Annotated in this window: 20 protein-coding genes and 1 pseudogene; 18 read left to right on the top strand and 3 right to left on the bottom strand. The window is 65.4% G+C overall.

What is annotated here, in order from left to right; genetic code table 11:
* Positions 1-7 precede the first annotated feature (7 nt).
* Both L9B60_RS28100 and L9B60_RS28095 read left to right on the top strand, forming a co-directional pair.
* Positions 8-967, top strand: coding sequence for a dihydrodipicolinate synthase family protein (locus tag L9B60_RS28100; RefSeq protein WP_249674296.1), 960 nt, complete (start codon positions 8-10; stop codon positions 965-967).
* Positions 964-1947: a PfkB family carbohydrate kinase gene (locus L9B60_RS28095; protein ID WP_283780541.1), complete on the top strand. Its 984-nt coding sequence runs from the start codon at positions 964-966 to the stop codon at positions 1945-1947. Before L9B60_RS28100 ends, L9B60_RS28095 begins: the two co-directional genes overlap by 4 nt.
* Here L9B60_RS28095 and L9B60_RS28090 read toward each other — a convergent pair.
* Entirely contained in the window at positions 1916-2839 is a 924-nt protein-coding gene (locus tag L9B60_RS28090) for a LysR family transcriptional regulator (protein WP_249680193.1), read from the bottom strand. The genes L9B60_RS28095 and L9B60_RS28090 overlap by 32 nt on opposite strands.
* Before the next feature lie 108 nt (positions 2840-2947).
* Between L9B60_RS28090 and L9B60_RS28085 the strand changes: the two genes are divergently transcribed.
* Positions 2948-4090: an epoxide hydrolase family protein gene (locus tag L9B60_RS28085; RefSeq protein ID WP_249674293.1), complete on the top strand. Its 1143-nt coding sequence runs from the start codon at positions 2948-2950 to the stop codon at positions 4088-4090.
* Positions 4091-4111: 21 nt separating this feature from the next.
* Here the strand turns inward: L9B60_RS28085 and L9B60_RS28080 are convergent, their stop codons facing one another.
* Positions 4112-5041 (bottom strand): VOC family protein, encoded by a 930-nt coding sequence (locus L9B60_RS28080; RefSeq protein WP_249674291.1) that lies wholly within the window; start codon positions 5039-5041, stop codon positions 4112-4114.
* Positions 5042-5063: 22 nt separating this feature from the next.
* Positions 5064-6221: an alpha/beta hydrolase family protein gene (locus L9B60_RS28075; RefSeq protein WP_249674290.1), complete on the bottom strand. Its 1158-nt coding sequence runs from the start codon at positions 6219-6221 to the stop codon at positions 5064-5066.
* 261 nt (positions 6222-6482) lie between these two features.
* Here L9B60_RS28075 and L9B60_RS28070 point away from each other — a divergent pair, with 261 nt between their 5' ends.
* The 15 genes and pseudogenes from L9B60_RS28070 to L9B60_RS28000 all read left to right on the top strand — a co-directional run bounded on the left by L9B60_RS28070 (position 6483) and on the right by L9B60_RS28000 (position 22308).
* On the top strand, positions 6483-7607 hold the full coding sequence (locus L9B60_RS28070) for an FAD-dependent oxidoreductase (protein WP_249674288.1): 1125 nt from the start codon (positions 6483-6485) through the stop codon (positions 7605-7607).
* Positions 7608-7610: 3 nt separating this feature from the next.
* Positions 7611-7961 (top strand): Rieske (2Fe-2S) protein, encoded by a 351-nt coding sequence (locus tag L9B60_RS28065; protein ID WP_249674286.1) that lies wholly within the window; start codon positions 7611-7613, stop codon positions 7959-7961.
* Positions 7962-7977: 16 nt separating this feature from the next.
* A pseudogene (locus L9B60_RS28060) lies at positions 7978-9355 on the top strand (metal-dependent hydrolase family protein).
* On the top strand, positions 9352-9792 hold the full coding sequence (locus tag L9B60_RS28055) for a GlcG/HbpS family heme-binding protein (RefSeq protein WP_249674285.1): 441 nt from the start codon (positions 9352-9354) through the stop codon (positions 9790-9792). The pseudogene L9B60_RS28060 and the gene L9B60_RS28055 overlap by 4 nt, the downstream one beginning before the upstream one ends.
* Before the next feature lie 84 nt (positions 9793-9876).
* Positions 9877-10257, top strand: coding sequence for a nuclear transport factor 2 family protein (locus tag L9B60_RS28050; RefSeq protein WP_249674283.1), 381 nt, complete (start codon positions 9877-9879; stop codon positions 10255-10257).
* A gap of 149 nt (positions 10258-10406) precedes the next feature.
* Positions 10407-12092: a DUF1302 domain-containing protein gene (locus L9B60_RS28045; RefSeq protein ID WP_249674282.1), complete on the top strand. Its 1686-nt coding sequence runs from the start codon at positions 10407-10409 to the stop codon at positions 12090-12092.
* Positions 12093-12109: 17 nt separating this feature from the next.
* Positions 12110-13462 carry a DUF1329 domain-containing protein gene (locus L9B60_RS28040; protein WP_438866030.1) on the top strand — a complete coding sequence of 451 codons (1353 nt, stop codon included), beginning with the start codon at positions 12110-12112 and terminating at the stop codon, positions 13460-13462.
* A 1-nt stretch (position 13463) separates the two neighbouring features.
* Positions 13464-14513 carry a WD40/YVTN/BNR-like repeat-containing protein gene (locus L9B60_RS28035; protein WP_438866029.1) on the top strand — a complete coding sequence of 350 codons (1050 nt, stop codon included), beginning with the start codon at positions 13464-13466 and terminating at the stop codon, positions 14511-14513.
* Positions 14514-14517: 4 nt separating this feature from the next.
* Complete coding sequence (locus L9B60_RS28030; protein WP_249674281.1) at positions 14518-17004, top strand: efflux RND transporter permease subunit; 2487 nt, start codon at positions 14518-14520, stop codon at positions 17002-17004.
* Positions 16994-18169, top strand: a complete 1176-nt coding sequence (locus L9B60_RS28025; RefSeq protein ID WP_249674279.1) for an MFS transporter — start codon at positions 16994-16996, stop codon at positions 18167-18169. Before L9B60_RS28030 ends, L9B60_RS28025 begins: the two co-directional genes overlap by 11 nt.
* Positions 18166-18942 carry an SDR family NAD(P)-dependent oxidoreductase gene (locus tag L9B60_RS28020; RefSeq protein ID WP_249674278.1) on the top strand — a complete coding sequence of 259 codons (777 nt, stop codon included), beginning with the start codon at positions 18166-18168 and terminating at the stop codon, positions 18940-18942. Before L9B60_RS28025 ends, L9B60_RS28020 begins: the two co-directional genes overlap by 4 nt.
* A gap of 80 nt (positions 18943-19022) precedes the next feature.
* The gene (locus tag L9B60_RS28015) at positions 19023-19580 is read left to right on the top strand and encodes a cupin domain-containing protein (RefSeq protein WP_249674277.1); all 558 of its coding nucleotides are present in this window, start codon (positions 19023-19025) and stop codon (positions 19578-19580) included.
* Positions 19577-20554, top strand: coding sequence for a fumarylacetoacetate hydrolase family protein (locus tag L9B60_RS28010; protein WP_249674275.1), 978 nt, complete (start codon positions 19577-19579; stop codon positions 20552-20554). Before L9B60_RS28015 ends, L9B60_RS28010 begins: the two co-directional genes overlap by 4 nt.
* Before the next feature lie 9 nt (positions 20555-20563).
* Positions 20564-21529: an NAD-dependent epimerase/dehydratase family protein gene (locus L9B60_RS28005; protein WP_249674274.1), complete on the top strand. Its 966-nt coding sequence runs from the start codon at positions 20564-20566 to the stop codon at positions 21527-21529.
* The gene (locus L9B60_RS28000) at positions 21526-22308 is read left to right on the top strand and encodes a cyclase family protein (protein WP_249674272.1); all 783 of its coding nucleotides are present in this window, start codon (positions 21526-21528) and stop codon (positions 22306-22308) included. The genes L9B60_RS28005 and L9B60_RS28000 overlap by 4 nt, the downstream gene beginning before the upstream one ends.
* Positions 22309-22320 lie beyond the last annotated feature (12 nt).

The raw sequence follows: 22320 nt of genomic DNA, 5'->3' as shown, positions 1-22320 counted from the left end.
CCCGTTTATGAGTACACGAGTTACCCCGGTTGTTATCGAAGGCATTGTCCCGGTGATGCTGACCCCCTTTGATGCCAGCGGCGCCATTGACTATCGCGGCGTCGAGCGTTTGATCGAGTGGTACCTGCAGCACGGTTGCGACGCGCTGTTCGCCGTGTGCCAGTCCAGTGAAATGCAGTTTTTGAGCCTGGCCGAGCGCACGGAGCTTGCGCGGTTCGTGGTCGACATCGTTGGCGGCCGGGTGCCGGTCGTGGCGTCCGGGCACATCAGCGATGACCTCGACGCGCAAGTGCAGGAGTTGCAGGCCATGGCGGCCACCGGTGCCGATGCCCTGGTGCTGGTGACCAACCACCTGGACCCGCACAACCTGGGCACTGAAACGTTGCTGGCCAACCTTGACTACCTGCTGCAGCGCTTGCCAATGGGTACCCCGCTTGGGCTCTACGAGTGCCCGGCGCCTTACCGGCGCCTGCTCAGCGACGAAGAGTTGCAGGCCTGCATCGCCACCGGCCGCTTCATCATGCTCAAGGATGTGAGCTGCGACCTGGCCGTGGTCAAGCGTCGCGTGGCGCTGGCCGAAGGGTCGGCCTTGCGGGTGCTCAACGCCAACGCGGCGATTGCCTGGGATGCCATGCGGGCCGGCTCTGCGGGCTTCAATGGGGTGTTCACCAACGTGCACCCCGACCTGTATAAATGGTTGCGCCTGCAAAGCCACGTGGCGCCGGCACTGGCCGAGGAATTGGCGACCTTTTTGGTGCTGGCGGCCGTGACCGAGGGCATGGGTTACCCGGCCCTGGCCAAGCTGTACCACCAGCGCATCGGGACGTTCGCATCGATCCAGTGCCGGGCCATCGACTACGACGTACACGAGCGCTATTGGGCGTTGGAGGCGGTGCTGGACAAAGTGGTGGCCGGTACCGAGCACTTTCGCGCACGCATCAAAGCGTTGCAGGGGCAGCACAGGTGAGGGCGCGTTCGGCCCCCCGGGCCCCGTCAGCCAAGCCAATCATTTGCCTGGGGTGTGCGTTGTGGGACACCATCCTGCGCGTTGATCACATCCCCAGTGACGGCGGCAAGATCTTCCCCCACCAAGCGGTACAGGCGGCCTCGGGCATGGCCCCGGCGGCGGCCGTGAGTATCGCCCGGCTAGGGGCGCCGGTCAGTTTGTGGGCGCGTATCGGTGCCGATGCCACCGGCGCCATGCTGGTTGATGACCTGCGCCACCGGGGCGTGGCAGTCGACGGCATTCGCCAGGTGGTGGGCGGGCGCACGCCGTTCTCAACCATCCTGGTCGACCGCCGGGGCGAACGCCTGGTGGTGCCCTACATCGACCCCAGCTTGGACGCAGACCCCGGCTGGCTGCCGCTGCACGAGATTGCCGGGGCCGGCGCGGTGCTCTGTGACATGCGCTGGGTGCAGGGCGCGCAGGTGGCTTTCAGCGAAGCGCGGCGCTGTGGCGTACCGACCGTTCTGGACGCCGACGTCGCGCCGGTGGCCGACCTGTGGGCATTGATGCCCCTGGCCGACCACGTGCTGTTTTCCGAGCCCGCCTTGCACTCGCTGGTGGGCCAGGCCACGCCCGAGCAGGCGCTGTCGATGATTGCCGAACAGCTCGACGCCCAGGTGATTGGCGTGACCTTGGGCGCACAGGGTGCGCTGATTTGGCAGCGGGGCGGCGAGGGGGGCAAGCTGTCGCGGTTTGCCGCGCCGAGCATTCAGGCGGTCGATACCCTCAATGCCGGCGACGTGTGGCACGGCACTTACGCCTACGGGCTGGTGCACGGCTGGACACTCGCCAGCACCGTGCGCGCCGCCAACGTAGCCGCGGCGCTCAAGTGCGAAGTGTTCGGTGGGCATGCCGGTGCCCCTGGGCTGGAGCAGGTGCTGGCCCGCCTGGGCGCCGGCGAAGGCGCCGTCACGCCGCCAGCGGCTGCTCGAGCCGGTTGATGATCTCGCCGATCTGCTCGCGCAGCCAGCGGTGCATGGGGTCGTTGTCCATGGTGCGGTGCCACAGCATGAACTCGCGCATCACCGGGATCTTGACCGGTGGCGGCAAGATGCGCAGGGGCAGGTGCTGGGCATAGAGCCGCGCCAGTCGCCCGTGCATGGTGGCGATGCGTTGGGTGCCGATCAGCAACTGGGGCAGGGTATTGAAGTCGTTGGTGATCACTTCCAGGCGGCGGCTGAAGCCGTACTGGTTGATGAACCAGTCCTCGATGCTCATGTGCCGGGTGCGGCCAAAGCCCACCGACACATGGCCCATGTCCATGTATTGTTCCAGCGTCAGGCTTTGGCTTACCAGGCTGTTACCGGACCATACCACGCACACGTGCTCTTCCTCGAACAGCAACTGCGAGGGGTGGTCTTCGATGATGTAGCGCTCGGGCACGATCATCAGGTCCACCTCGCCGCGCACCAGCAGTTCAGCGGAGTTGTCGCCGGGGCCAAGCATCTCGAAGGTGATGTTCGGCGCCTCTTGGTGGATCTTCTGGATCACGCTGGCGAACAACACGCTGATCAGGTAGTCGGAGGTGACCAGGCGAAAATGGCGTTTGCTGGTGGCGGGGTCGAACGCAGGCTTGCTGGTGATCGAGGAGCGAATCTTCAGCAGCACGTCGCGCACCGGGTCCGCCAGCTCCTGGGCGTAGGGGGTGGGCTGCATCTTGCGGCCTACCTGCACCAGCAGATCGTCTTCGAAATAGGTGCGCAAACGCCCGAGGACACCGCTGGTGGCGGACTGGGTCATGTGCAGGCGCTCGGCGGCGCGGGTGATGTTCTGTTCTTCGAGCAGCACGTCGAGGGCCACCAGAAGATTCAAGTCCAGGTGATTGAAGCGCATGGTCATCAGGTTCTTGTAGTTATTTTTAAGATACATTCGGGGTATTGCAGTGGGCCGTCAAGTGCTCATTGCACCCACCTTTGCCCGCCCAACCTCAAGGCACCGGACATGTCCATTACACCGTTTACCCTGGCCATTCCCCAGGATGCACTTGGCGACCTGCGCCAACGCCTGCAGAACACCCGCTTGCCGTCGAGCTTGCCAGGCCAGGGGTGGAGCGAGGGCATGGACCTGGAAGTGCTCCATGACCTGCTGGCGTACTGGGCAAACGGCTTTGACTGGCCCGCCCAGCAGGCCCGGCTCAATGAGTTGTCGCACTTCATGGCCGAACTCAACGGCCAGTCGATCCATTTCATCCACCAACGCGGCCAAGGCCCGGCACCGATGCCTTTGGTGCTGACCCACGGCTGGCCAGGCTCGTTCGTCGAAATGCAGAGCATCCTGGCGCTGCTGGCCGACCCTGCCAGCCATGGCGGCGATGCTGGCGATGCGTTCCATGTGGTGGTGCCATCGCTGCCCGGCTACACCTTGTCGCCCGCGCCGGCCCACAAGGGCACCGGGCCTTATGAGGTTGCCGGCCTATGGGCCGAGCTGATGACGCAACTGGGCTATGACCGATTTGGCGCGCAAGGCGGTGATATCGGTGCGGGCGTGTCGAGTTGGCTGGGCGTGCGCTACCCCGAACGGCTGACGGGCATCCACCTGAACTATATCCCGGGCGCCTACCGGCCCGCGTTGGACCTGCACCCGGCCACGGAGCAGGAGCAGGGCTACCTGAAACGCGCCGCCGAATTTTTTGAGACTCAAGGCGCCTACTCACACATCCAACGCACCAAACCCCAGAGCCTGGCGGTCGGCCTGAACGATTCACCTGCCGGGCTACTGGCCTGGATGGCGGAAAAAATGCTCGGCTGGAGCGATTCGCCGGGTATTGATCGCGACACGCTGCTGACTAATGTCGCGCTGTATTGGTTCACGCAATGCATTGGTTCGTCCTTTCGACAGTACGTGGAAGGCAGCTTGCGGCCACTGGCGTTGGCCGACGGCCAACGCATCCTGCCGCCGGTGGGCGTGGCGGTGTTTCCGGGCGAGTTGCCCATGCCGCCACGCAGTTGGGTGGCGCGCGGCTACAACCTGCAGCGCTGGCGCGAAATGCCCAAGGGCGGCCATTTCGCCGCCCTTGAGCAACCCCAGTTGCTGGCCGAGGAGATCCGCGCGTTTTTCAGGCCAATGCGACAGCTTGAAGCGTGAAGCTACAAGCGTTCAGCTGCCTCACTCGGGTTTGCCGCCCGGCATCCATTTCTCGGTGTGCCGGAACAGGAAGTACTGCGAGGTGTCGGCGCTGGAGGGCGCGGTGCGAGGTGCCCAGCTGTCGTCGTGCAGGTCCATGTCGGCGTCGTACTCCACGTGGCAGCCCAGGGGGCTGTTGAAGTACCAGAACCAGTTGGAACCGAGCTGATGGCGGCCCGGGCCCCAGAACGATTCGTAGCCTTTCTCGACAAAGCGGCTGCCGGCGAGCATGACCTCGGTGGGCCCGGCCATGTGGAAGGTGAAGTGCTCGATGCCTTTCATGAACGGTGGTGTCTGGATGAAAAACAGCGTGTGGTGGTCCAGGGTGCCGGCCGGGCGCAGGAACGGCCCGGTGCCAATGAAGCGGTCGGTGCACACAAAGCCCAAGCGCGTGTAGAACGCCTCGGCTTTTTCGGCATCCGGCACAAAGCACACCACGTGGGACAGGCTGCGGGGCAGGGCCGGCATGTCGTTGCTGGCGCCCAGGTCGTTGACGGGGCGCAGGGTGGCCGAGCCCGGGGCGTTGCTGACTTCGCCGGGCAGCGCCAACTCACGTCGCCGGGTGATCTGGAAGCCCAGGGCAAAGCCCATGTCGTCGACCGCGCGCAACACGCCGTCGTCGCCGCGGCGTACTTCACGGTCTTTGCGCAGCTCGGTTTCGATGGCCTGCAGGGTGCCTTCGTCGGCGACGCCGTACACGGTTTCGCGCAGGGTGCTGGCGGTGCCCATGGCGGCCGGCAGGCCTGCGTCGTCGCGGTGGCGGATCAGGATGCCGGTGCCGTCCAGGGCTTCCAGGTAGCCGCCGCTGGCGTCAATGCCCAAGGGTTTCAAGCCGTAGTCGGTGAGGTATTGCACGCAGGCTTGCACGTCGTCGACGCCAAACACCAGGTAATCGGGTCCGATGATATTCATGGGCATATTCTCTTGTCAGGGCTCAGGCCGTACGGCCGCCGAGGGTTTCGCTGACCCAGTCGGCGATGTACTGGCCGGCATTGATGCTGTTGTCAAAGCTTGAGTGCTGCACGCCGCCTTCGCGCTGGGTAAAGATCTTGAGTTCGCGCTGGGGGCTGTTGACCAGTTGCTCGTAGGTACGCTGGGCCCACTTGAGCGGGATCTGGCTGTCTTTTTCGCCGTGGGTCACCAAAAAGGGCACCTTGATGCGGTCCAGGATGCCGTCCAGGTGCACGTGCTCGGCGATGGTCATGAACTCGTCCATGTCCTTGGCGCCCCACACCCAGCGCACGTGGGCCCAGTAGTGCGGCACCGGCAGGTTGCCTTCGTTGGCCAGGCGGCGCTTTTGCACGTCGCGCCAGTCATGGTTGGCGCCCCACACCACCCCGCAGGCAAAGCGCGGCTCGAAGGCCACGGCGCGCGGGCAGTAGTAGCCGCCCAATGACACGCCCTCAAGGCCAATGCGCTTGGGGTCGATCTCAGGGCGCGTTTGCAGCCAGTCCACCACGCGGCTGGCCCAGTGCTCGCTGTCAAAGCGGGCAGTCAAGCCCTGCAGGCGCAGGGCCTCGCCGGTGCCGGGCTGGTCGATCACCAACGAAGACACGCCGCGCTTGGCCAGCCAGGCGGGCAGGCCCACGCGGTATTTCATTTCTTTGGTGGAGTCCAGGCCATTGACCTGCACCAGGATCGGTGCCGGGCCGTTCACGCCCTCGGCGCGGGTGTACAGGCCTGCCAGGTGCGTGCCCTCGTAAGGGATTTCGACGCGCTCGCAGTTTTCCGCCGACAGCCGGATGCCACGGTCGAAGGTTTCCAGGAAACGCTGGTACAACGCCTCGCGGCCGGGCGCGCCGTGGGCTTGCAGGCGTTCGCAGGTGAGGTAGTAGTTGGCGGCGCGGTTGTATTTCTCGCCGGCCGAAAGCAGCCGCCCGCGGGCCTCGTCTTCGGCGGCCAGGCCGCACAGTTTGTCGGCCATGTTTGACCAGGTCTGGCGAAACGCCTGGGTGCCGGCGGCATCGGGCTGCTTGGCGCTGTCTTGCAGCGGCGCGCACATTTCTTCGATTTCGCCAATGCGGGCGCCCATCTCGATCGACAGGTCGACTGACAGGTTCCAGACGTAGTTGGTGGGGAAGTAGCGAAACATATTCTTATTGTCCTTTTGGCGGTTCCGGGGCGCGGCCCAGTCGGCTGTGGCCGCGTGACCTGCCCGGCGAAAGTCCCACTGTTGCCGGCAATCGACAAATTGCTTGTCTGGATGCCAGCCATCGCGTTTGGCGATAGGTGCAGGTATCGATTTTCAAAATACTGCGCATCCCCACACGCGATTGGTCAGCGCGTGGCCCGCTTGCCTATCGTCTGCGCCAAGGCAATGGCCCCTCAAACAACAAGAACAAAGGAACGCGTGATGAGCGAAGTCAACAAAGTGTTGATCGTGGGTGGTGGGATTGGCGGCCTGTGCGCAGCCATCGCGTTGCGCCGCCAAGGTGTGGCGGTGGACCTGGTGGAGATCAAGTCGGACTGGACGGTGTATGGCGTGGGCATCATCCAGCAGAGCAACGTGGTGCGCGAAATGGCTAACCTGGGCGTGCTGGACCGCTACCTGGATGCGGCCTACGCCTTCGAGGACGTCGGTATCTACAACCTTGAGGGCCAGCCGCTGGCGCGCATCCCCGGCCAGCGCCTGGCCGGCCCGCAGTACCCGGCCAACGTCGGCATCTCGCGCCTGGCCTTGCATAAAGTGCTCAGCGGCGCGGCTATCGAACAGGGTGCGCAAGTGCGCTTGGGGCTTAGCGTGGAGGCGTTCGAGCAGGACGCGCACGGCGTAGACGTGACCTTCACCGACGGCAGCCAAGGCCGCTACGGTTTGCTGGTGGGCGCCGATGGCGTGTATTCGAAAATCCGCGGCATGCTCTTTGGCGACCGCTACAAACCCCGCTTCACCGGGCAATCGGTGTGGCGCTACAACTTCAAGCGGGACCCCTCGATCGATCACCTGGCCAGCTTCGTCGGGGCCGAGGGCAATGCCGGCCTGGTGCCGCTGTCCGAAGACCTGATGTACCTGTTCTCCACCTCCCACGAACCGCAGAACCCCTGGTTTGAGCCCGGCCAGCTGGCCGAACTGATGCGCGAGCGCCTGCGCAACATCGGCGGCCTGATCGGCGAGTTGCGCGAGCAGATCACCGATCCAAGCCAAGTGGTGTACAAGCCCATGGAAGTGCTGTTCGTCGATGAACCGTGGTTCAAGGGCCGCGTGCTGCTGATCGGCGACGCCGCCCACGCCACCACGCCGCACCTGGGGCAGGGCGCAGGCATGGCCATCGAGGATGCGCTGGTGCTGAGCCTTGAACTGGCAGGTACAGGTGACATGCAGGCCAAGTTGCAGCGCTTCATGGCGCGCCGGTTCGAGCGCTGCAAGTTCATCAGCGAGAAATCGATCCTGGCCGGCGACCGCGAAATGGCTCGCGACCAGAGCTTTGATCGCATCGGCCTGACCAAGCAGATGCTCGCACTCACCGCCGAACCCATTTAACCCGTGCGCCCGGCGATTTTCCTGTGCGCCCAAGCCAGCCTGGCCGAGGGCTGCGCGCGCGGCTTCGACCCTTACGGCGAGGGCCGCGACAGCCTGGTACTGGTGCGCTGGCAAGGGCGCCTGAACGCCTGGCGCAACCGCTGCCCGCACCAGCACGCGAGCCTGCAGTACCGCAAGGACCGCTTCATGTCCGCAGACGGCCAGCACCTGGTCTGCTTTGCCCACGGCGCACTGTTTGTGCCCGGCACCGGGGTGTGCGTGCTGGGCCCGTGCCTGGGGCAGTCGTTGCAGCCCAAGGCCCTCTCGCTGGATGAACACGGTGGGGTCTGGCTGGCCCCGGCCCTTGAAACCTGACAATAAGAGAACCGCCATGTCACGCATTCACGTCAATTGCACCACCTTGTTCACCGGGCTTGAAGACCACGCCCGGCAACAGCAGCGGCTGGTGATCGAGAACGGCCTGTTCAGCTACGTCGGCCCGCAAGCCTCGGCGCCGCAGCCGCTAGCCGGTGAGCAGGTGATCGACGCCGGCGAGCACTTTGTGATGCCCGGTTTGGTGGACGTGCACACCCACCTGGTGTTCGGCAACGCCAAGAGCGAGGAAGACATCGACCTGCACGTGTCGCCGGAATTTCGCGCCTTGCGCGGGCTGTTTTTCACCCAGCACGTGCTCGCCGCGGGCTACACCTCGGTGGTGGTGCCGGGCGACGCGGGCCAATGTAGCATCGCCGTGCGCAACGCGATCAACGCCGGGATGTTCACCGGCCCACGCATCGCCGCCAGCAGCAACGTGATTGCCAACCGGCAAAGCCTCAACGACTGGTTCCCCAGCTGGGTGGGCACCCCTGACTATTTCAGCGGCCGCCTGTGTGCGACCCGCGATGAGCAGATCAGCGAGATTCGCCGCCAGGCAAAGGATGGCGTCGACCTGATGAAGATCGCCATGGACGGGCCGAATTTTCGCCCCAATGGCGAACACATCGCCGCCTTCACCCAGGACGAAACACGCTACATGGTCGATGAAATTCACCGCCTGGGCAAAAAGGTCGCGGTGCATGCCTACGGCCGTGAAGCGGTGATGTACGCCGCCAAGGCCGGTGTGGATGTGATCTTCCACGGCTTTTTCATGGACGATGCCTGCATCGAGGCCATCCTGGAATCGGGCAGCCACGTGGCGCCGACCTTCACCATGCTGGCCAACAACACCGAGTTTGCCGAGGACTACGAGGCCTCGACCAAGTCCGGCTACGCGGCCATGCAGCGCCGGGTGATCGAGGTGGGCTGCCGCAACCTGCGCCGCGCCTTTGAGGCCGGGGTGCCGTTCATGACTGGCAGCGACAGCGGTTTTGCCATCACCCCCTACGGCGAGTGGCATGCGCGCGAAATCGAGATCCTGGTCGACTGGTTGGGCCTGACCCCGGCCCAGGCGTTGCGCGCCGCCACCAGCGTGTCGGCCAAGATGATGCCGGCCAACCAGTGCGTCGGCGCCTTGGAAGTAGGGCGCCGCGCCCGACTTTATCCTGGTGGACGGCTCGCCGTTGGACAACGTCGCCATCCTGCAAGAGCGCGAACGCATCCGCGGCGTGTACCTGGGCGGGCGACGCATCGAGGCTCAGGTGCCGGGCTATGACCCCTACAAGGTCACCGACTTCAACACGGTGAAATGGTCGGAGCTGCACACCCGTCAACGCGCCGTCGAGCAGGGCAAGCGCCCACGTGCCGTGACCATCGAGAGGGATCAGCCATGACCCGACTGACATTGGCTCAGGCCGACCGCATGGTCGATGCGGCCCTGCAGGAAGGCCAGCGCCAGGGCTTTGCGCCCTTGTGCGTGGCGGTACTGGATGCCGGCGGCCACCTGCTGGCGCTCAAGCGTGACGAACGCGCCAGCCTGCTGCGCCCGCAGATCGCCAGCGGCAAGGCCAGCTCGGTGCTGGGCATGGGCTTTGGCGGGCGTGAACTGGCCCGCCGCGCACAGCTGATGCCGGCCTTCTTCAACGCCCTGAGCGACCTGGCTGGCGGCAACATGCTGCCGGTGCCGGGCGGCGTACTGATTCGCGACGGGCAGGGCGAAATAGTGGGTGCCATCGGCATTAGCGGCGACACCTCCGACAACGACGAGCGCTGTGCATTGGCCGGTGTAGAGGCGGCGGGGTGGGTCGCCGATAGCGGCCAACAGCCGTGATACGCAGGCCCCTGTAGGAGCCGATTCATCGGCACAGCAGCCACAGCAGCACATCAGGCACACACACCAGGAAGGGACAACACAATGACCGACACAACGATCCAGGCCGTGCTCCAGGCCGAAGCCCTGCGCCGCAGCGCCTTGATGAACGACGACGCGACCCAGGTGGCGAACCTGTTCGCCGACGACCTGGTGTACGTGCACACCACCGGCCTGATCCATGACAAGGCCCAATACCTGGCCTACGCCGCCAACGTGGTGCGCTACCTGGACATCACCCGTGACCAATTGCACGTGCGCGTGTATGGCGAGGTAGCGGTGATGACCGGCTACCAGGTCAACACGCTGTGCAAGCGCAGCGACGAACAGGTGGTGCGTGGCGAGGGCTTTGTCACCCAGGTATGGGCCAAGGGCCCGCACGGCTGGCAGATCAGCTCGTTCCATGGCAGCCGTTTGCCCACTTGAATACATCGCGCCGCCGTCTCGACTCCCACCCAGGTATCGCGCTTTGAAATACATCGCATCGGCAGAGACGATTAGTCAACGGGCGCGCTTGCCGTGAAGCTGTAACCAGCAATAAACCTACGGATAAAAACAAAAAAGAGGGTTATTCGATGCACACTCGCAACCGTGAGAAGGCACCCCCGCGCGCAAGTTTCACCCGCACCCCCCTGGCGTACGCCCTGGCTGCATTGGTGGGCGGCGTACCGCTGGCCCAGGCGTTCGAATTCGACACTGGCAACCCGGACATCCGCACCCGCTGGGACAACACCCTCAAGTACAGCTCGGCGTGGCGCACCAAGAGCGCGTCCAGCAAGCTGACCGATGGCAATACCGCGTTGAACCTGGACGACGGCGACCGTAACTTCGATAAGGGCCTGATATCCAGCCGCCTGGACTTGTTGTCCGAATTCGACATCAGCTACCAGAACGTCGGTGCCCGCCTGAGCGGCGCAGCCTGGTATGACGATGTCTACAACAAGAGCAATGACAACACCTCGCCCGGCACGGTGAACAGCTACTCGGTGAATTACGACCACTTCACCGACGACACCCGCAAGGTGCACGGCCGTCAGGGTGAGTTGCTCGATGCCTTTGTCTACGGCAAGGGTGAGTTGGGCGAGATGCCGGTGTCCGGGCGTGTCGGTCAGTACGCCATGCAATGGGGCGAAAGCCTGTTCTACGGCATGAACGGCATCGCCGGCGGCATGGCGCCGATCGACGTGGTCAAGGGCCTGTCGGTGCCCAACACCCAGTTCAAGGAATTGATCCGCCCGGTGCAACAGATGTCTGGCCAGTTGCAGATCACCCCGGACGTGTCCATCGGCGCCTACTACCAGTTCGAGTGGGAGGCCAACCGCCTGCCGGCCGCGGGCAGTTACTTCTCCAGCGATGACTTTTTTGGCCCCGGCAACGAGCGGCTCTTTGTCGGGGCACCGGTGTTCCCGGGCGGCCAGCCGCTGGCGTTTTTCCACGGCCAGGACAAAGACGCCAAGGACTCGGGGCAGGGCGGCGTGCAAATCAAATGGCGCACCCAGGACTACGACTGGGGCGTGTACGCCATTCGTTTCCACGACAAAAGCCCGCAGCTGAACGTGCGCACCGACTTTGCCAACCTGAACCCGGTGACCGGCCAGGCCGGCGAGTATTACTGGGTGTACCCCGAAGGTATCGAGGCGCTGGGGGCGAGTTTCTCGACCACGGTGGACCAGTTCAACATCGCCGGCGAGATTTCCACGCGCTGGAACCAACCCTTGGCCTCGACCAACCAGCGCACGTTGCTGGCCGGTGAGGCGGTGTCTGGCGAGGCCGATGACGCGCTCTACGCAACGGGCCGCACGCTGCATGCCAACCTGTCGTGGCTGGCCACCCTGGGGCCGAACTTCCTGTCCCAGGAAACCAGCTTTTTGGGCGAGTTCGCCTGGAACCGCACCTTGAGCGTGACCCGCAACCCCGACGCCGTGGACCCCAACGCCGACCGCGATGCCTGGAGCGTTCGCACCGTGTACGAGCCCATGTACCGCCAGGCCTTTTCCGGCATGGACATCAGCGTGCCCATGGGCGTGAGCTACACCCACGGCGCGTCCGAGTCGCTGGGCACCGGCTTTGGCACCAACCGTGGCGGCGACATGAACATCGGCATCAAGGGCAACTACCTCAACACCTGGAACCTGGGCCTGACTTACACCCATTACTACGGCCCGGCCAACACCTTTCTGGATGCCAACAGCAACTACACCTTCGAACAGTCACTCAAGGACCGAGATTTCGTCGCCTTCAGCGTCAGCCGAACCTTTTGAGCCCGGGGATAATAACAATGAACATGCGTAACCCACTTGCCGTGCTGTTGACTGCTGCCTGCATCGCCCAAGGCGCCCTGGCGGCCACCGCGCAGGAAGCCGCCACCCTGAAAACCACCCTCACGCCCCTGGGCGCCGAGCGGGCCGCCAGTGCCGACGGCAATATCCCGGCCTGGACCGGTGGGCTGACCACGGCCGAACCTGGCTACAAGGACGGCGGCAAGCGCGGCGACCCGTTTGCCAGCGAAAAACCGCTGTACAGCATCAGCGCGAAAAACATGGCGCAGTACGCCGACAAACTGACCCCGGGCATCCAGGCGATGCTCAAGAAATACCCCGACAGCTACCGCCTGGACGTGTACCCCACGCACCGCACTGCCGCCGCGCCGCAAGGGGTGTATGACGCCACCTTTGCCAACGCCACCAACGCCAAACTCACCGACGGCGCCGCAGGCCCCATGCCGGAAAACGCCCAGGGCGGCATCCCGTTCCCGATCCCCAAAAGCGGCGTGGAAGCCATCTGGAACCACCTGCTGCGCTGGCGCGGGGCGTCCTGGCACGCCAATTTCACCCAGTACCTGACCACCGCCGACGGCAAGCACGTGCTCACCAACGACTCGCGCGCCGACATGCAGATGCCTTGGTACCTGCCTGATGGCGGCAAAAAGGACGGCACCTTCTGGACCATCCGCATGACCAACGACGGGCCGCCACTGCGTGCCGGCGAGGCCATCACCGGGCGCGAAAACATCAATGCCGACAACGCCGGCGTGTGGACCTACCTGCCGGGCCAGCGCCGCGTGCGCCGCCTGCCCAACGCCTGCTGCGACACGCCGACGCCGGCCACCGCCGGGGTGATGAGCTTCGATGAACTGTACGTGTTCAACGGCCGTGTCGACCGTTTCGACTGGAAGCTGGTGGGCAAGAAAGAGCTGTACATCCCCTACAACTCCAACAAAGTGTTCACCGTCGCCAACCCGACTGACCTGTTGGCCGACCACCACCTCAACCCTGACGACATCCGCTGGGAACTGCACCGGGTATGGGTGGTGGAAGCGACCCTCAAGGCCGGCAAGCGCCACGTGATGCCGCGCAGCACCTACTACCTGGACGAAGACACTTGGGCTGCTGTGCTGGGGGAGCGTTACGACGCGCAAAACCAGTTGGCCAAGGTGCTGTGGACCACCCCGGTGGTGTTGCCTGACATGCCCGGCGTGGTCACCCTGACCAACGGCTTCTACGACATGGTCTCGGGCACCTGGTTTACCGGTGACATCTTCGCCGGTAAAAACGAGCAGTACCGCGTGGTGCAGGCCTACAAGGACTCGGTGTTCACCCCCGATGCCCTGGCCGGCGAAGGTGTGCGCTGATATGAACGGCAAAGGCTGGCTGGCCTTGGGGCTGATGGTGGCAGCACAATCGCTGGCGGCGGCGCCGTCGGTGGACGTGCTGGGCCGCCCGGCCGTGCAATCGACCCAATCGCGGCACGCGGTGATGCAGGCCATCACCCGGGCCGGCGAGCGCCTGGTGGCGGTGGGCGAGCGCGGTACGGTGCTGCTGTCGGACGATAACGGCGGCAACTGGCGCCAGGCGGTCGTGCCCGTCAGCAGCTCGTTGACGGCGGTGCAGTTTGTCGATGGCCGCAACGGTTGGGCCGTGGGCCATGCCGGGGTGGTGTTGCACAGCAGCGATGCCGGTGAACACTGGGCCGTGCAATTGGACGGTCGCCGGGCGGCTGCGCTGGAACTTAGCGCCGCCCAGGCGGCCGGCGACGAGCATCGCCTGGCCGCGGCTCGCCAAGGGGTTAGCGATGGCGCCGACAAACCCTTGCTGGCGCTGAGCTTCACTGATGCGCTGCATGGCGTGGTGGTGGGTGCCTACGGCTTGGCCCTGGGCACCACCGATGGCGGCGCAAGCTGGGTGCCCTGGGCCGGGCGCCTGCCCAACCCCCAAGGCCTGCACCTGTATGCCGTGGTGCAGCAGGGCACCGTGGTGTACATGGCCGGTGAGCAAGGATTGTTTTTGCGCTCCCTGGACGCCGGTGAACACTTCCAGGCGCTGCCCACCCCTTACCAAGGCAGCTATTTCAGCCTGGCCGTGCAAGCCGATGGCGCCGTATGGCTGGCAGGGCTGCGCGGCAAGTTGTTCCGCTCCGTGGACCAAGGCCACAGCTTTACCGCCGTCGACAACCCACTGCCTATTTCCATCAATGACCTGCGCCTGCTGGGCAAGCACCTGCTGGTGGTGAACCAGGCGGGCGGCCTGTTGCAGGCGTCTGCGGACTTCAGCCACCTCACGCCCCTGGCGCTGCCGCCCGGCCCACCGCTGACCGCCGTGGCCCAGGCTGCCGATGGCACGCTGGTGGGCGCAGGTTTTGCCGGGCCGATGCGCCTGGCCCCGTCTATCCATGCTGCGGAGTAACGCCATGCACGTTGCCAATGATACGGGTGCGGCGCCGCTGAGCGGCAAGCTCGCCGATTTCGATCAAGCCTCGGGCTCGTTGCTCGAACGCGCGTTGTTCAACCACCGGCGCATCGTTTTGCTGCTGTGCCTGCTGGTCACGATGCTGTTGGGCTGGCAGGCCACCCGGCTGCAGCTCAATGCCAGTTTCGAGAAGATGATCCCCACCGACCAGCCCTTTATCGCCAACTACCTGGCCCATCGCCAGGAGCTGTCCGGGTTGGGCAACGCCGTACGCATCGCGGTCAGCAATACCCAGGGCAGCGTGTACGACGCGCAGTACCTGAGCACCCTGCAAAAACTCAACGACGCGGTGTACCTGTTGCCCGGCGTCGACCGTGCCTACATGAAGTCACTGTGGACCCCCGCCACCCGCTGGGTGGGCGTGACCGAGGAGGGCCTGGAAGGCGGGCCGGTGATCCCCGACGGTTATGACGGCGCGCCGGCCAGCCTTGAGGCGCTCAAGCGCAACGTCGAACGCTCCAACGAGATCGGCCAGTTGGTGGCCTTCGATCAACAATCGAGCATCATCTACGTGCCGCTGCTGGCGACCACCGCCGATGGCAAGCCCCTGGACTATGCGCAGCTGTCCCAGCAGTTGGAAGCCTTGCGCGCCCAGTACCAGACGGGGCCAGTGCAAATCCGCATCACCGGCTTTGCCAAGGTGGTGGGTGACCTGATCCAAGGCCTCAAGCAGATCCTGCTGTTTTTCGCCGCCGCCATCGCCATCACCGCGGCCGTGCTCTATTGGTACACCCGCTGCCTGCGCAGCACGGCGCTGGTGATGAGCTGCTCGCTGGTGGCAGTGGTGTGGCAGTTGGGCCTGTTGCCAGTGCTGGGTTTTGAGTTGGACCCGTACTCGGTGCTGGTGCCGTTTTTGGTCTTCGCCATCGGCATGAGCCACGGCGCGCAAAAAATGAACGGCATCATGCAGGACATCGGCCGCGGCATGCACCGGCTGGTGGCGGCGCGCTTCACCTTTCGCCGGCTGTTCCTGGCCGGGCTCACGGCGCTGTTGTGTGACGCGGTGGGCTTTGCGGTGCTGATGATCATCAAGATCCAGGTGATTCAGGACCTGGCCGTGATCGCCAGCATCGGCGTGGCCGTGTTGATCTTCACCAACCTGATCCTGCTGCCGGTATTGCTGTCTTACGTGGGCGTCAGTGCGCCGGCGGCCAAGCGCAGCCTGCGCAGCGAAGAGGCTGAGGCGGCGGGTGCCGCGCGCCACCCCACCTGGCGCTTTCTGGACCTGTTCACGCAACGGCGCTGGGCCACCGGTTGCGTGGCGCTGGCGGCGGTGCTCGCCGTGGGCGGCTACCTGGTCAGCCTGCACTTGAAGGTGGGCGACCTGGACGCCGGCGCCCCGGAATTGCGTGCCGACTCGCGCTACAACCAGGACAACGCCTACCTGACGCAGCACTACGGCGCCAGCAGCGACGTGTTCGCGGTGATGGTGAAAACCCCGCCGGGCGGCTGCTCCAGCTACGACACCCTGCAACGGGTGGACAACCTGGACTGGCAACTGCGCGGCCTGCCGGGGGTGGATTCGACCAACTCCCTGGCGCTGCTCAACCGCCGGGTGCTGGTGGGGCTGTCGGAGGGCAACCCCAAGTGGTACGAACTGCTGAACAACCAGGCCACCCTGAACATGGTCACCGCCGGCGCGCCGCGCGGCTTGTATAACGAGGATTGCAGCCTGCTGACGCTGTATGCCTTCCTCACCGATCACAAGGCCGACACCCTCGGCCGCGTGGTGGACAGCGTGCAAGCCTTCGCCAAGGAAAACGACAGCGAGCAGGCGCAATTCCTGCTGGCCGCAGGCAGCTCAGGCATTGAGGCTGCGACCAATATCGTGGTCAAGCAGGCCAGCCACGAGATGCTCTGGTGGGTGTATGGCGCGGTGTGCCTGCTGTGCCTGGTGACCTTCCGTTCCTGGCGCGCGGTGCTGTGCGCGGTGCTGCCGCTGATGCTCACCTCGATCCTGTGCGAGGCCCTGATGGTGTGGCTGGGCATCGGCGTCAAGGTCGCGACCTTGCCGGTGATCGCCCTGGGCGTGGGCATCGGCGTGGACTACGCGCTGTACGTGATGAGCATCGTGCTGGCCGAGATGCGCCGGGGCTCGAGCTTGTCCCAAGCCTATTACCGGGCCCTGCAATTCACCGGCAAGGTGGTGATGCTCACCGGCGTGACCCTGGCCATCGGCGTGGGCACCTGGATGTTCTCGCCCATCAAGTTCCAGGCCGACATGGGCGTGCTGCTGGCCTTCATGTTCGTGTGGAACATGGTAGGCGCGCTGATCCTGCTGCCGGCGCTGGCGTACTTTCTGTTGCCGCAAAAGCGCTTGGTGGCCGACACGCCCGCCGTGCCAGCAACGATGGCAACCCGTCAACCCGTGGTGCGGGACAAGGCCTTCCAGCGCCCGGCCACCCTGGAGGTGCGCCATGAAGGCTGAACGTATCGCGGGGGCGCCGCAGTCCCTGTTGTTGCTGTTGGGCAGTTGCCTGCCGGTATTGGGCGCAGTGTTGTTGGCCCCGGTGTTGCCGCGCATGCAGGTGCATTTTGCCGACACCCCGGGCTCCGCCGTGCTGGTGCCGGTGGCCTTGACGCTGCCGGCCCTGGTGGTGGCGCTGTTGGCACCGTTCGCCGGGATGATCGCCGATCGCACCGGGCGCAAGCCGCTGTTGTTGGTGGCGATGCTGCTCTACACCCTGTGCGGCACCTTGCCATTGTGGCTGGACTCGCTGCCGGCGATCGTCGCCAGCCGCGCCGGCATCGGCCTGGCGGAGGCGGCGATCATGACCTGCTGCACCGCGCTGATGGGGGACTACTACAGCGGCGGGCGTCGCGAGCGGCTGTTTGCGTTGCAGATGGTCGCCACCTCCCTGTCGGCCGCGCTGTTCATGGCCGTGGGCGGGCACCTGGGCCAGGACAACTGGCGCGCGCCTTTTGCCTTGTACGCCGTAGGGCTGGTGTTTTTGCCGTTGATGGCGCTGCTGTTGTGGGAGCCGCGAGCGCAAGCGGCGAGCGAGGTGGTTGGCCGGCGCATGCCGTGGCGTGGCCTGGCGCCGCTGTTGGGGCTGGCGTTGCTGGCTGGGCTGAGCCTGTTCATCGTGCCGGTGCAGGCCGGTTACCTGCTCAACCTGTTGGGCGTGGACGCACCCCAGCAAATCGGCTTGACCATGGGCGGCAACCAGGTGGGCGTGGTGCTCGGCGCCCTGAGCTTTAGACTGATCGGTCGTGCGCGGCCGTCCTGGCTGTTGCTGCTGGCCTTCGCGCTGGCCGGCAGCGGCGGCTTGTTGATGGCTGGCGCGGGTAGCCACACGTTGGTGTCGCTGGCGGTGTTCATCAACGGCTTGGGCATCGGCCTGATGTTGCCCACCTTGATCACCCGGATCATGGCCCAGGTCGATTTCAGCCAGCGCGGCCGGGCCAGTGGCCTGTTCACAGCGGCGATCTTCGCCGGCGAATTCGTCAGCCCCCTGGTAGTGCTGGCCATGACCGCCGGCGTCAACTCGGCCTTGCCAATGGCGCTGGCCATCGTCGGTGGGGTGCAGTGGCTGGTCGCCTTGGGCTGCCTGCGCATCCCCACCCTTGCCCCCTTGGGAGAGCACGCATGAACAGCGCGTTGTTTAGCCTTGCCGGCAAGACGGCACTGATCACCGGTGCCACCCGTGGTATCGGCCTGGCCATCGCCCGAGCCTATGGCCAGGCCGGTGCACGCCTGGCCATCAGCAGTGAAAGCCTTGAAGACTGCCGCCAGGTGGCCGCGACCCTGGCCGAGGAGGGCATCGACGCCTGGCCCATCGCCGCTGACCTTGGCCAACAGGCCGACGTGCAGGCGTTGGCCGAGGCGGTGCTGGGGCGTTTCGGCGGCCTCGACGCGTTGGTGTGCAACGCCGGAATCGCCCCGCACATGGGCCCGTTAGCCAGTGCCAGCGATGCCGAGTGGGACGCCACCCTCACGGTCAACCTGCGCAGCGCCGTGTGGCTGAGCAGCGCGCTGCTGCCGGCCATGGCCGGGCGCGGCGGCGGCAGCGTGGTGTTGATGGCCAGCATTGCCGGGGTGCGCGGCAACCGGGCGCTGGGCCTGTATGGCCTGTCCAAGGCGGCACTCGCGCAGTTGGCGCGCAACCTGGCGGTGGAGTGGGGGCCGGCCAACGTGCGGGTCAATGCCATCAGCCCCGGGGTGATCCACACCGAATTCGCCAAGCCACTGACCCAGGCGCCGGCCCTGATGGAGAAACGCCTGGCGCTGACGCCGTTGCGCCGGGTTGGTACCCCCGAGGAAATCGCCGGGTTAGCCTTGTTGCTGGCGGCGCCGGCGGGTGGGTTCATCACCGGGCAAAACCTGGTTGTCGATGGGGGCACCACCATTGGCGATGGTAATTAGACCGAGTGGTTTGGCTCGCGCAGGCGCCTACACCGACCCCAGTGTGTATTCAAACAATAACTTCAAAGGACAAACAAACCATGCTGCCCACCTTCAAACGCATCGTTACCGGCCACACCGCCGACGGCCGTGCCACGATCAGCCATTGCGGCGCTACGCCTAACACGTTCGCCCTGCAAGCGGTGCCCGGCACGGTATTCCATGAAATCTGGAACACCAACGCCACCCCCGCGCCCATCGACAATGCCGACGACCCCACGGCGCGGCCCTTGCAGTTGAGCCCTGGGCCCATGGGCAGCGTAATCCGCGTGGTGGATATTCCGCCCGACAGCGTGCAGAACGCCATCAGCGCCGAAGACGCTGCCGCCGCGTTCGCGGAAATCGGCCAGGCCCACGCCGGCACTGGCACCCCTGACTCGCGGCACAAATTGATGCACCGCACCGAAACGGTCGACTACGGCATCGTCACCGAGGGCGAGGTGTGGCTGGTAGTGGATGACGAGGAGGTGCACTTGCGCCGTGGCGACGTGGTGGTGCAGCGCGGCACCCAGCATGCCTGGAGCAACCGCACAGAGTCGATGGCACGGATGGTGTTCATCCTGCTCGACGGCCAATTTACAGAAGGCGCGCAGCCATGAAGCTGGCAACCCTGAAAGACGGTAGCCGCGACGGTCGGCTGGTGGTGGTGTCCCGTGATTTGCGTTGGGCGGCACAGGCCCCCATCGCAACGATGCGCGAGGCCCTGGAGAGCTGGGCGCACGCCGAGCCGGTGCTGCAAGCACTGTCGGATGCCTTGAACAGTGGCACGGCGGGCGCCGCGTTTGCCTTCCAGCCCACCCGGGCCATGGCGCCGCTGCCACGGGCCTACCAGTGGTGCGACGGCTCGGCGTTCCTCAACCACGGCAGCCTGATGCAAAAGGCCTTCAACCTGGACCCCATCGACGGCGCCGAGCACACGCCGCTGATGTACCAGGGCGCCGGCGATGATTTTCTCGGTGCCCATGACGACATCTGCCTGCCCAGTGTCAGCCAGGGCATCGACTTTGAAGGCGAGTTCGGCGTGCTGCTCGACGACGTGCCCTTGGGCTGTTCGGCGCAGCAGGCCCTGGGGCATATCAAGCTGGTGGTGCAAATCAACGACGTCAGCCTGCGCGCCCTGGCCCCGCGGGAGATGAAAACCGGCTTCGGCTTTTTGCAGGCCAAGCCGTCCTCGGCCTTTGCCCCGGTGGCCGTCACCCTGGATGAATTGGGCGAGGCTTGGCGCGAGGGGCGGGTGCAGTTGCCCTTGCACGTGCAATGGAACGGCCAGTGGTTTGGCCACCCCAACGGCGGGCAAATGAATTTCAGCTTTGGCCAGTTAATCGCCCACGCCGCCTTCACCCGGCGCCTGGGCGCGGGCACCCTGATCGGTTCGGGCACCGTGTCTAACGTCGAGCGCAGTGCAGGTTCGGCCTGCATCGCCGAGCGGCGGGCCATCGAAATGATCGAGCAGGGGGCGCCCCACACCGGCTTCATGCAGTTCGGCGACCGGGTGCACATGCAGGTGCTGGGCGAAGACGGCCAGTCGCTGTTCGGCGCCATCGACCAGCATGTGGTTCAGGCCAATGGCTGAGGGGCGGGCATGCGCGTATTGATCACCGGCGCCAATGGCTTTGTCGGCCGCCAGTTGGCCCTGCAGTTGTTGCAACACGGCAGTTTGTGTGGCCGCGCCATCGGCGCCCTGCGCCTGCTGGACACCGATTTAACCGGCTTTGCCGACGACCCCCGGTTGCGCCTGCACCCCGGTAATATCACCGATGCAGCGTTGATCCGCCGGGTGCTGGCCGACGGCATCGACGTGGTGTTTCACTTGGTCAGCGTGCCGGGTGGCGCGGCCGAGCAGGATTACGCGGCAGGCTACCAGGTGAATCTTTTGGCCAGCCTTGAGTTGCTCGACCAGTTGCGCAACACGGCTCGGCCACCGGTGCTGGTGTACGCCAGCAGCATCGCGGTGTACGGCGATGCATTGCCGGCGCGCATGGACGAAACCGCCCTGACGCAGCCGCAGTTGTCCTATGGCGCGCACAAGTTGATGGTCGAAACCGCCTTGTGCGACCTGGCCCGCCGTGGCGAGGTGGATGGCCGCGCGCTGCGCCTGCCGGGCATCGTCGCCCGGCCACGGCAGCCCAATGGCCTGCGTTCGGCGTTCATGAGCGATCTATTGCACGCGTTCGCCGCGGGTGAGCCCTACACCTGCCCGGTCAGCCCGCAGGCCACGGCCTGGTGGATGTCGGCGCGCTGCTGCGTGAACAACCTGATCCATGCGGCTGAGCTTTGCGAACTGCCTTTTGACAGCCAACGCGTCTGGCAACTCCCGGTGCTGCAGCTGTCCATGGCCCAGGTCATCGACGCCCTGGCCGCCCGCTTTGGCGAGGCCGGGCGAGCGTTGATCAGCTTTGCCCCCGATGCGCACCTGCAAGCACTGTTCGGCGCGATGCCGCCGCTCAAATCCCCCCGTGCGCGCGCCGCCGGTTTCTGCCATGACGGCAACGCCGCCCACCTGGTGCGCCACGCCTTGAACCTGTCTGCCGTGAGGAAACCCTTGTGAACACTGCCAAGCGCCGCTTGATCGACCTGTCGGTTACCCTGGACAACAACCCCTACACCGACCCACCGCCGTTGCTGCCGACCATCGACTACATGGACCACCAGCAAGGCTGGCCAGAGATGGCGGCGATGTTCCCCGGGCTTAGCCTGGACCAGATGCCGGGCCACGAATCCTGGGCCGCCGAGCGCCTGCACATCACCACCCACAGCGGCACGCACATGGATGCGCCCTGGCACTACGCCTCGACCACCGACGGCGGCAAACCGGCCTGGGGCATTGATGAGTTGCCGTTGGACTGGTGCCTGCAACCGGGGGTGAAGCTGGACTTCCGGCATTTGCCCGACGGCCACGTGGTCACCGCCGCCCAAGTCGAAGGGGAACTGGCACGCATCGGCCACACCTTGCAGGCCCTGGACATCGTGCTGGTCAATACCCGCGCCGGGAGCCTGTTCGGCCAGCCCGGGTACCTGGACGCCGGCATCGGCATGGGCCGCGAAGCCACGATGTACCTGCTGGACCGGGGGGTACGCGTGGTCGGCACCGACGCCTGGAGCTGGGACGCGCCGTTCAAATACACCCGCGAGCGCTTCGCCGCCAGCGACGATGCCTCGATCATCTGGGAAGGGCACAAGGCCGGCCGCGACATCGGCTATGGGCAGATGGAAAAGTTGGCCAACCTTGAAAGCCTGCCGGCGTCTGGCTTTACCGTGTCGTGCTTCCCGTACAAGATTCGGCATGCCTCGGCCGGGTTTGTAAGGGCGGTGGCAATCATCGATTGATCGCCTCGCAGG

The organism is Pseudomonas abieticivorans (genome assembly GCF_023509015.1).
In the GTDB taxonomy this organism is placed as follows: Bacteria; Pseudomonadota; Gammaproteobacteria; order Pseudomonadales; family Pseudomonadaceae; genus Aquipseudomonas; species Aquipseudomonas abieticivorans.
Note: the sequence above shows the minus strand (reverse complement) of the source record. Positions and strands in the feature narration are given on the sequence as shown.

Bases quoted from the DNA above. Each gene is read 5' to 3' on its own strand.
- L9B60_RS28075 (WP_249674290.1), bottom strand. From the start codon at position 6,221: ATGTTTCGCTACTTCCCCACCAACTACGTCTGGAACCTGTCAGTCGAC.
- L9B60_RS28055 (WP_249674285.1), top strand. From the start codon at position 9,352: ATGACCCGACTGACATTGGCTCAGGCCGACCGCATGGTCGATGCGGCC.
- L9B60_RS28035 (WP_438866029.1), top strand. From the start codon at position 13,464: ATGAACGGCAAAGGCTGGCTGGCCTTGGGGCTGATGGTGGCAGCACAA.
- L9B60_RS28050 (WP_249674283.1), top strand. From the start codon at position 9,877: ATGACCGACACAACGATCCAGGCCGTGCTCCAGGCCGAAGCCCTGCGC.
- L9B60_RS28045 (WP_249674282.1), top strand. From the start codon at position 10,407: ATGCACACTCGCAACCGTGAGAAGGCACCCCCGCGCGCAAGTTTCACC.
- L9B60_RS28090 (WP_249680193.1), bottom strand. From the start codon at position 2,839: ATGCGCTTCAATCACCTGGACTTGAATCTTCTGGTGGCCCTCGACGTG.
- L9B60_RS28085 (WP_249674293.1), top strand. From the start codon at position 2,948: ATGTCCATTACACCGTTTACCCTGGCCATTCCCCAGGATGCACTTGGC.
- L9B60_RS28020 (WP_249674278.1), top strand. From the start codon at position 18,166: ATGAACAGCGCGTTGTTTAGCCTTGCCGGCAAGACGGCACTGATCACC.
- L9B60_RS28010 (WP_249674275.1), top strand. From the start codon at position 19,577: ATGAAGCTGGCAACCCTGAAAGACGGTAGCCGCGACGGTCGGCTGGTG.
- L9B60_RS28030 (WP_249674281.1), top strand. From the start codon at position 14,518: ATGCACGTTGCCAATGATACGGGTGCGGCGCCGCTGAGCGGCAAGCTC.
- L9B60_RS28015 (WP_249674277.1), top strand. From the start codon at position 19,023: ATGCTGCCCACCTTCAAACGCATCGTTACCGGCCACACCGCCGACGGC.
- L9B60_RS28080 (WP_249674291.1), bottom strand. From the start codon at position 5,041: ATGAATATCATCGGACCCGATTACCTGGTGTTTGGCGTCGACGACGTG.
- L9B60_RS28025 (WP_249674279.1), top strand. From the start codon at position 16,994: ATGAAGGCTGAACGTATCGCGGGGGCGCCGCAGTCCCTGTTGTTGCTG.
- L9B60_RS28040 (WP_438866030.1), top strand. From the start codon at position 12,110: ATGAACATGCGTAACCCACTTGCCGTGCTGTTGACTGCTGCCTGCATC.
- L9B60_RS28100 (WP_249674296.1), top strand. From the start codon at position 8: ATGAGTACACGAGTTACCCCGGTTGTTATCGAAGGCATTGTCCCGGTG.
- L9B60_RS28070 (WP_249674288.1), top strand. From the start codon at position 6,483: ATGAGCGAAGTCAACAAAGTGTTGATCGTGGGTGGTGGGATTGGCGGC.
- L9B60_RS28005 (WP_249674274.1), top strand. From the start codon at position 20,564: ATGCGCGTATTGATCACCGGCGCCAATGGCTTTGTCGGCCGCCAGTTG.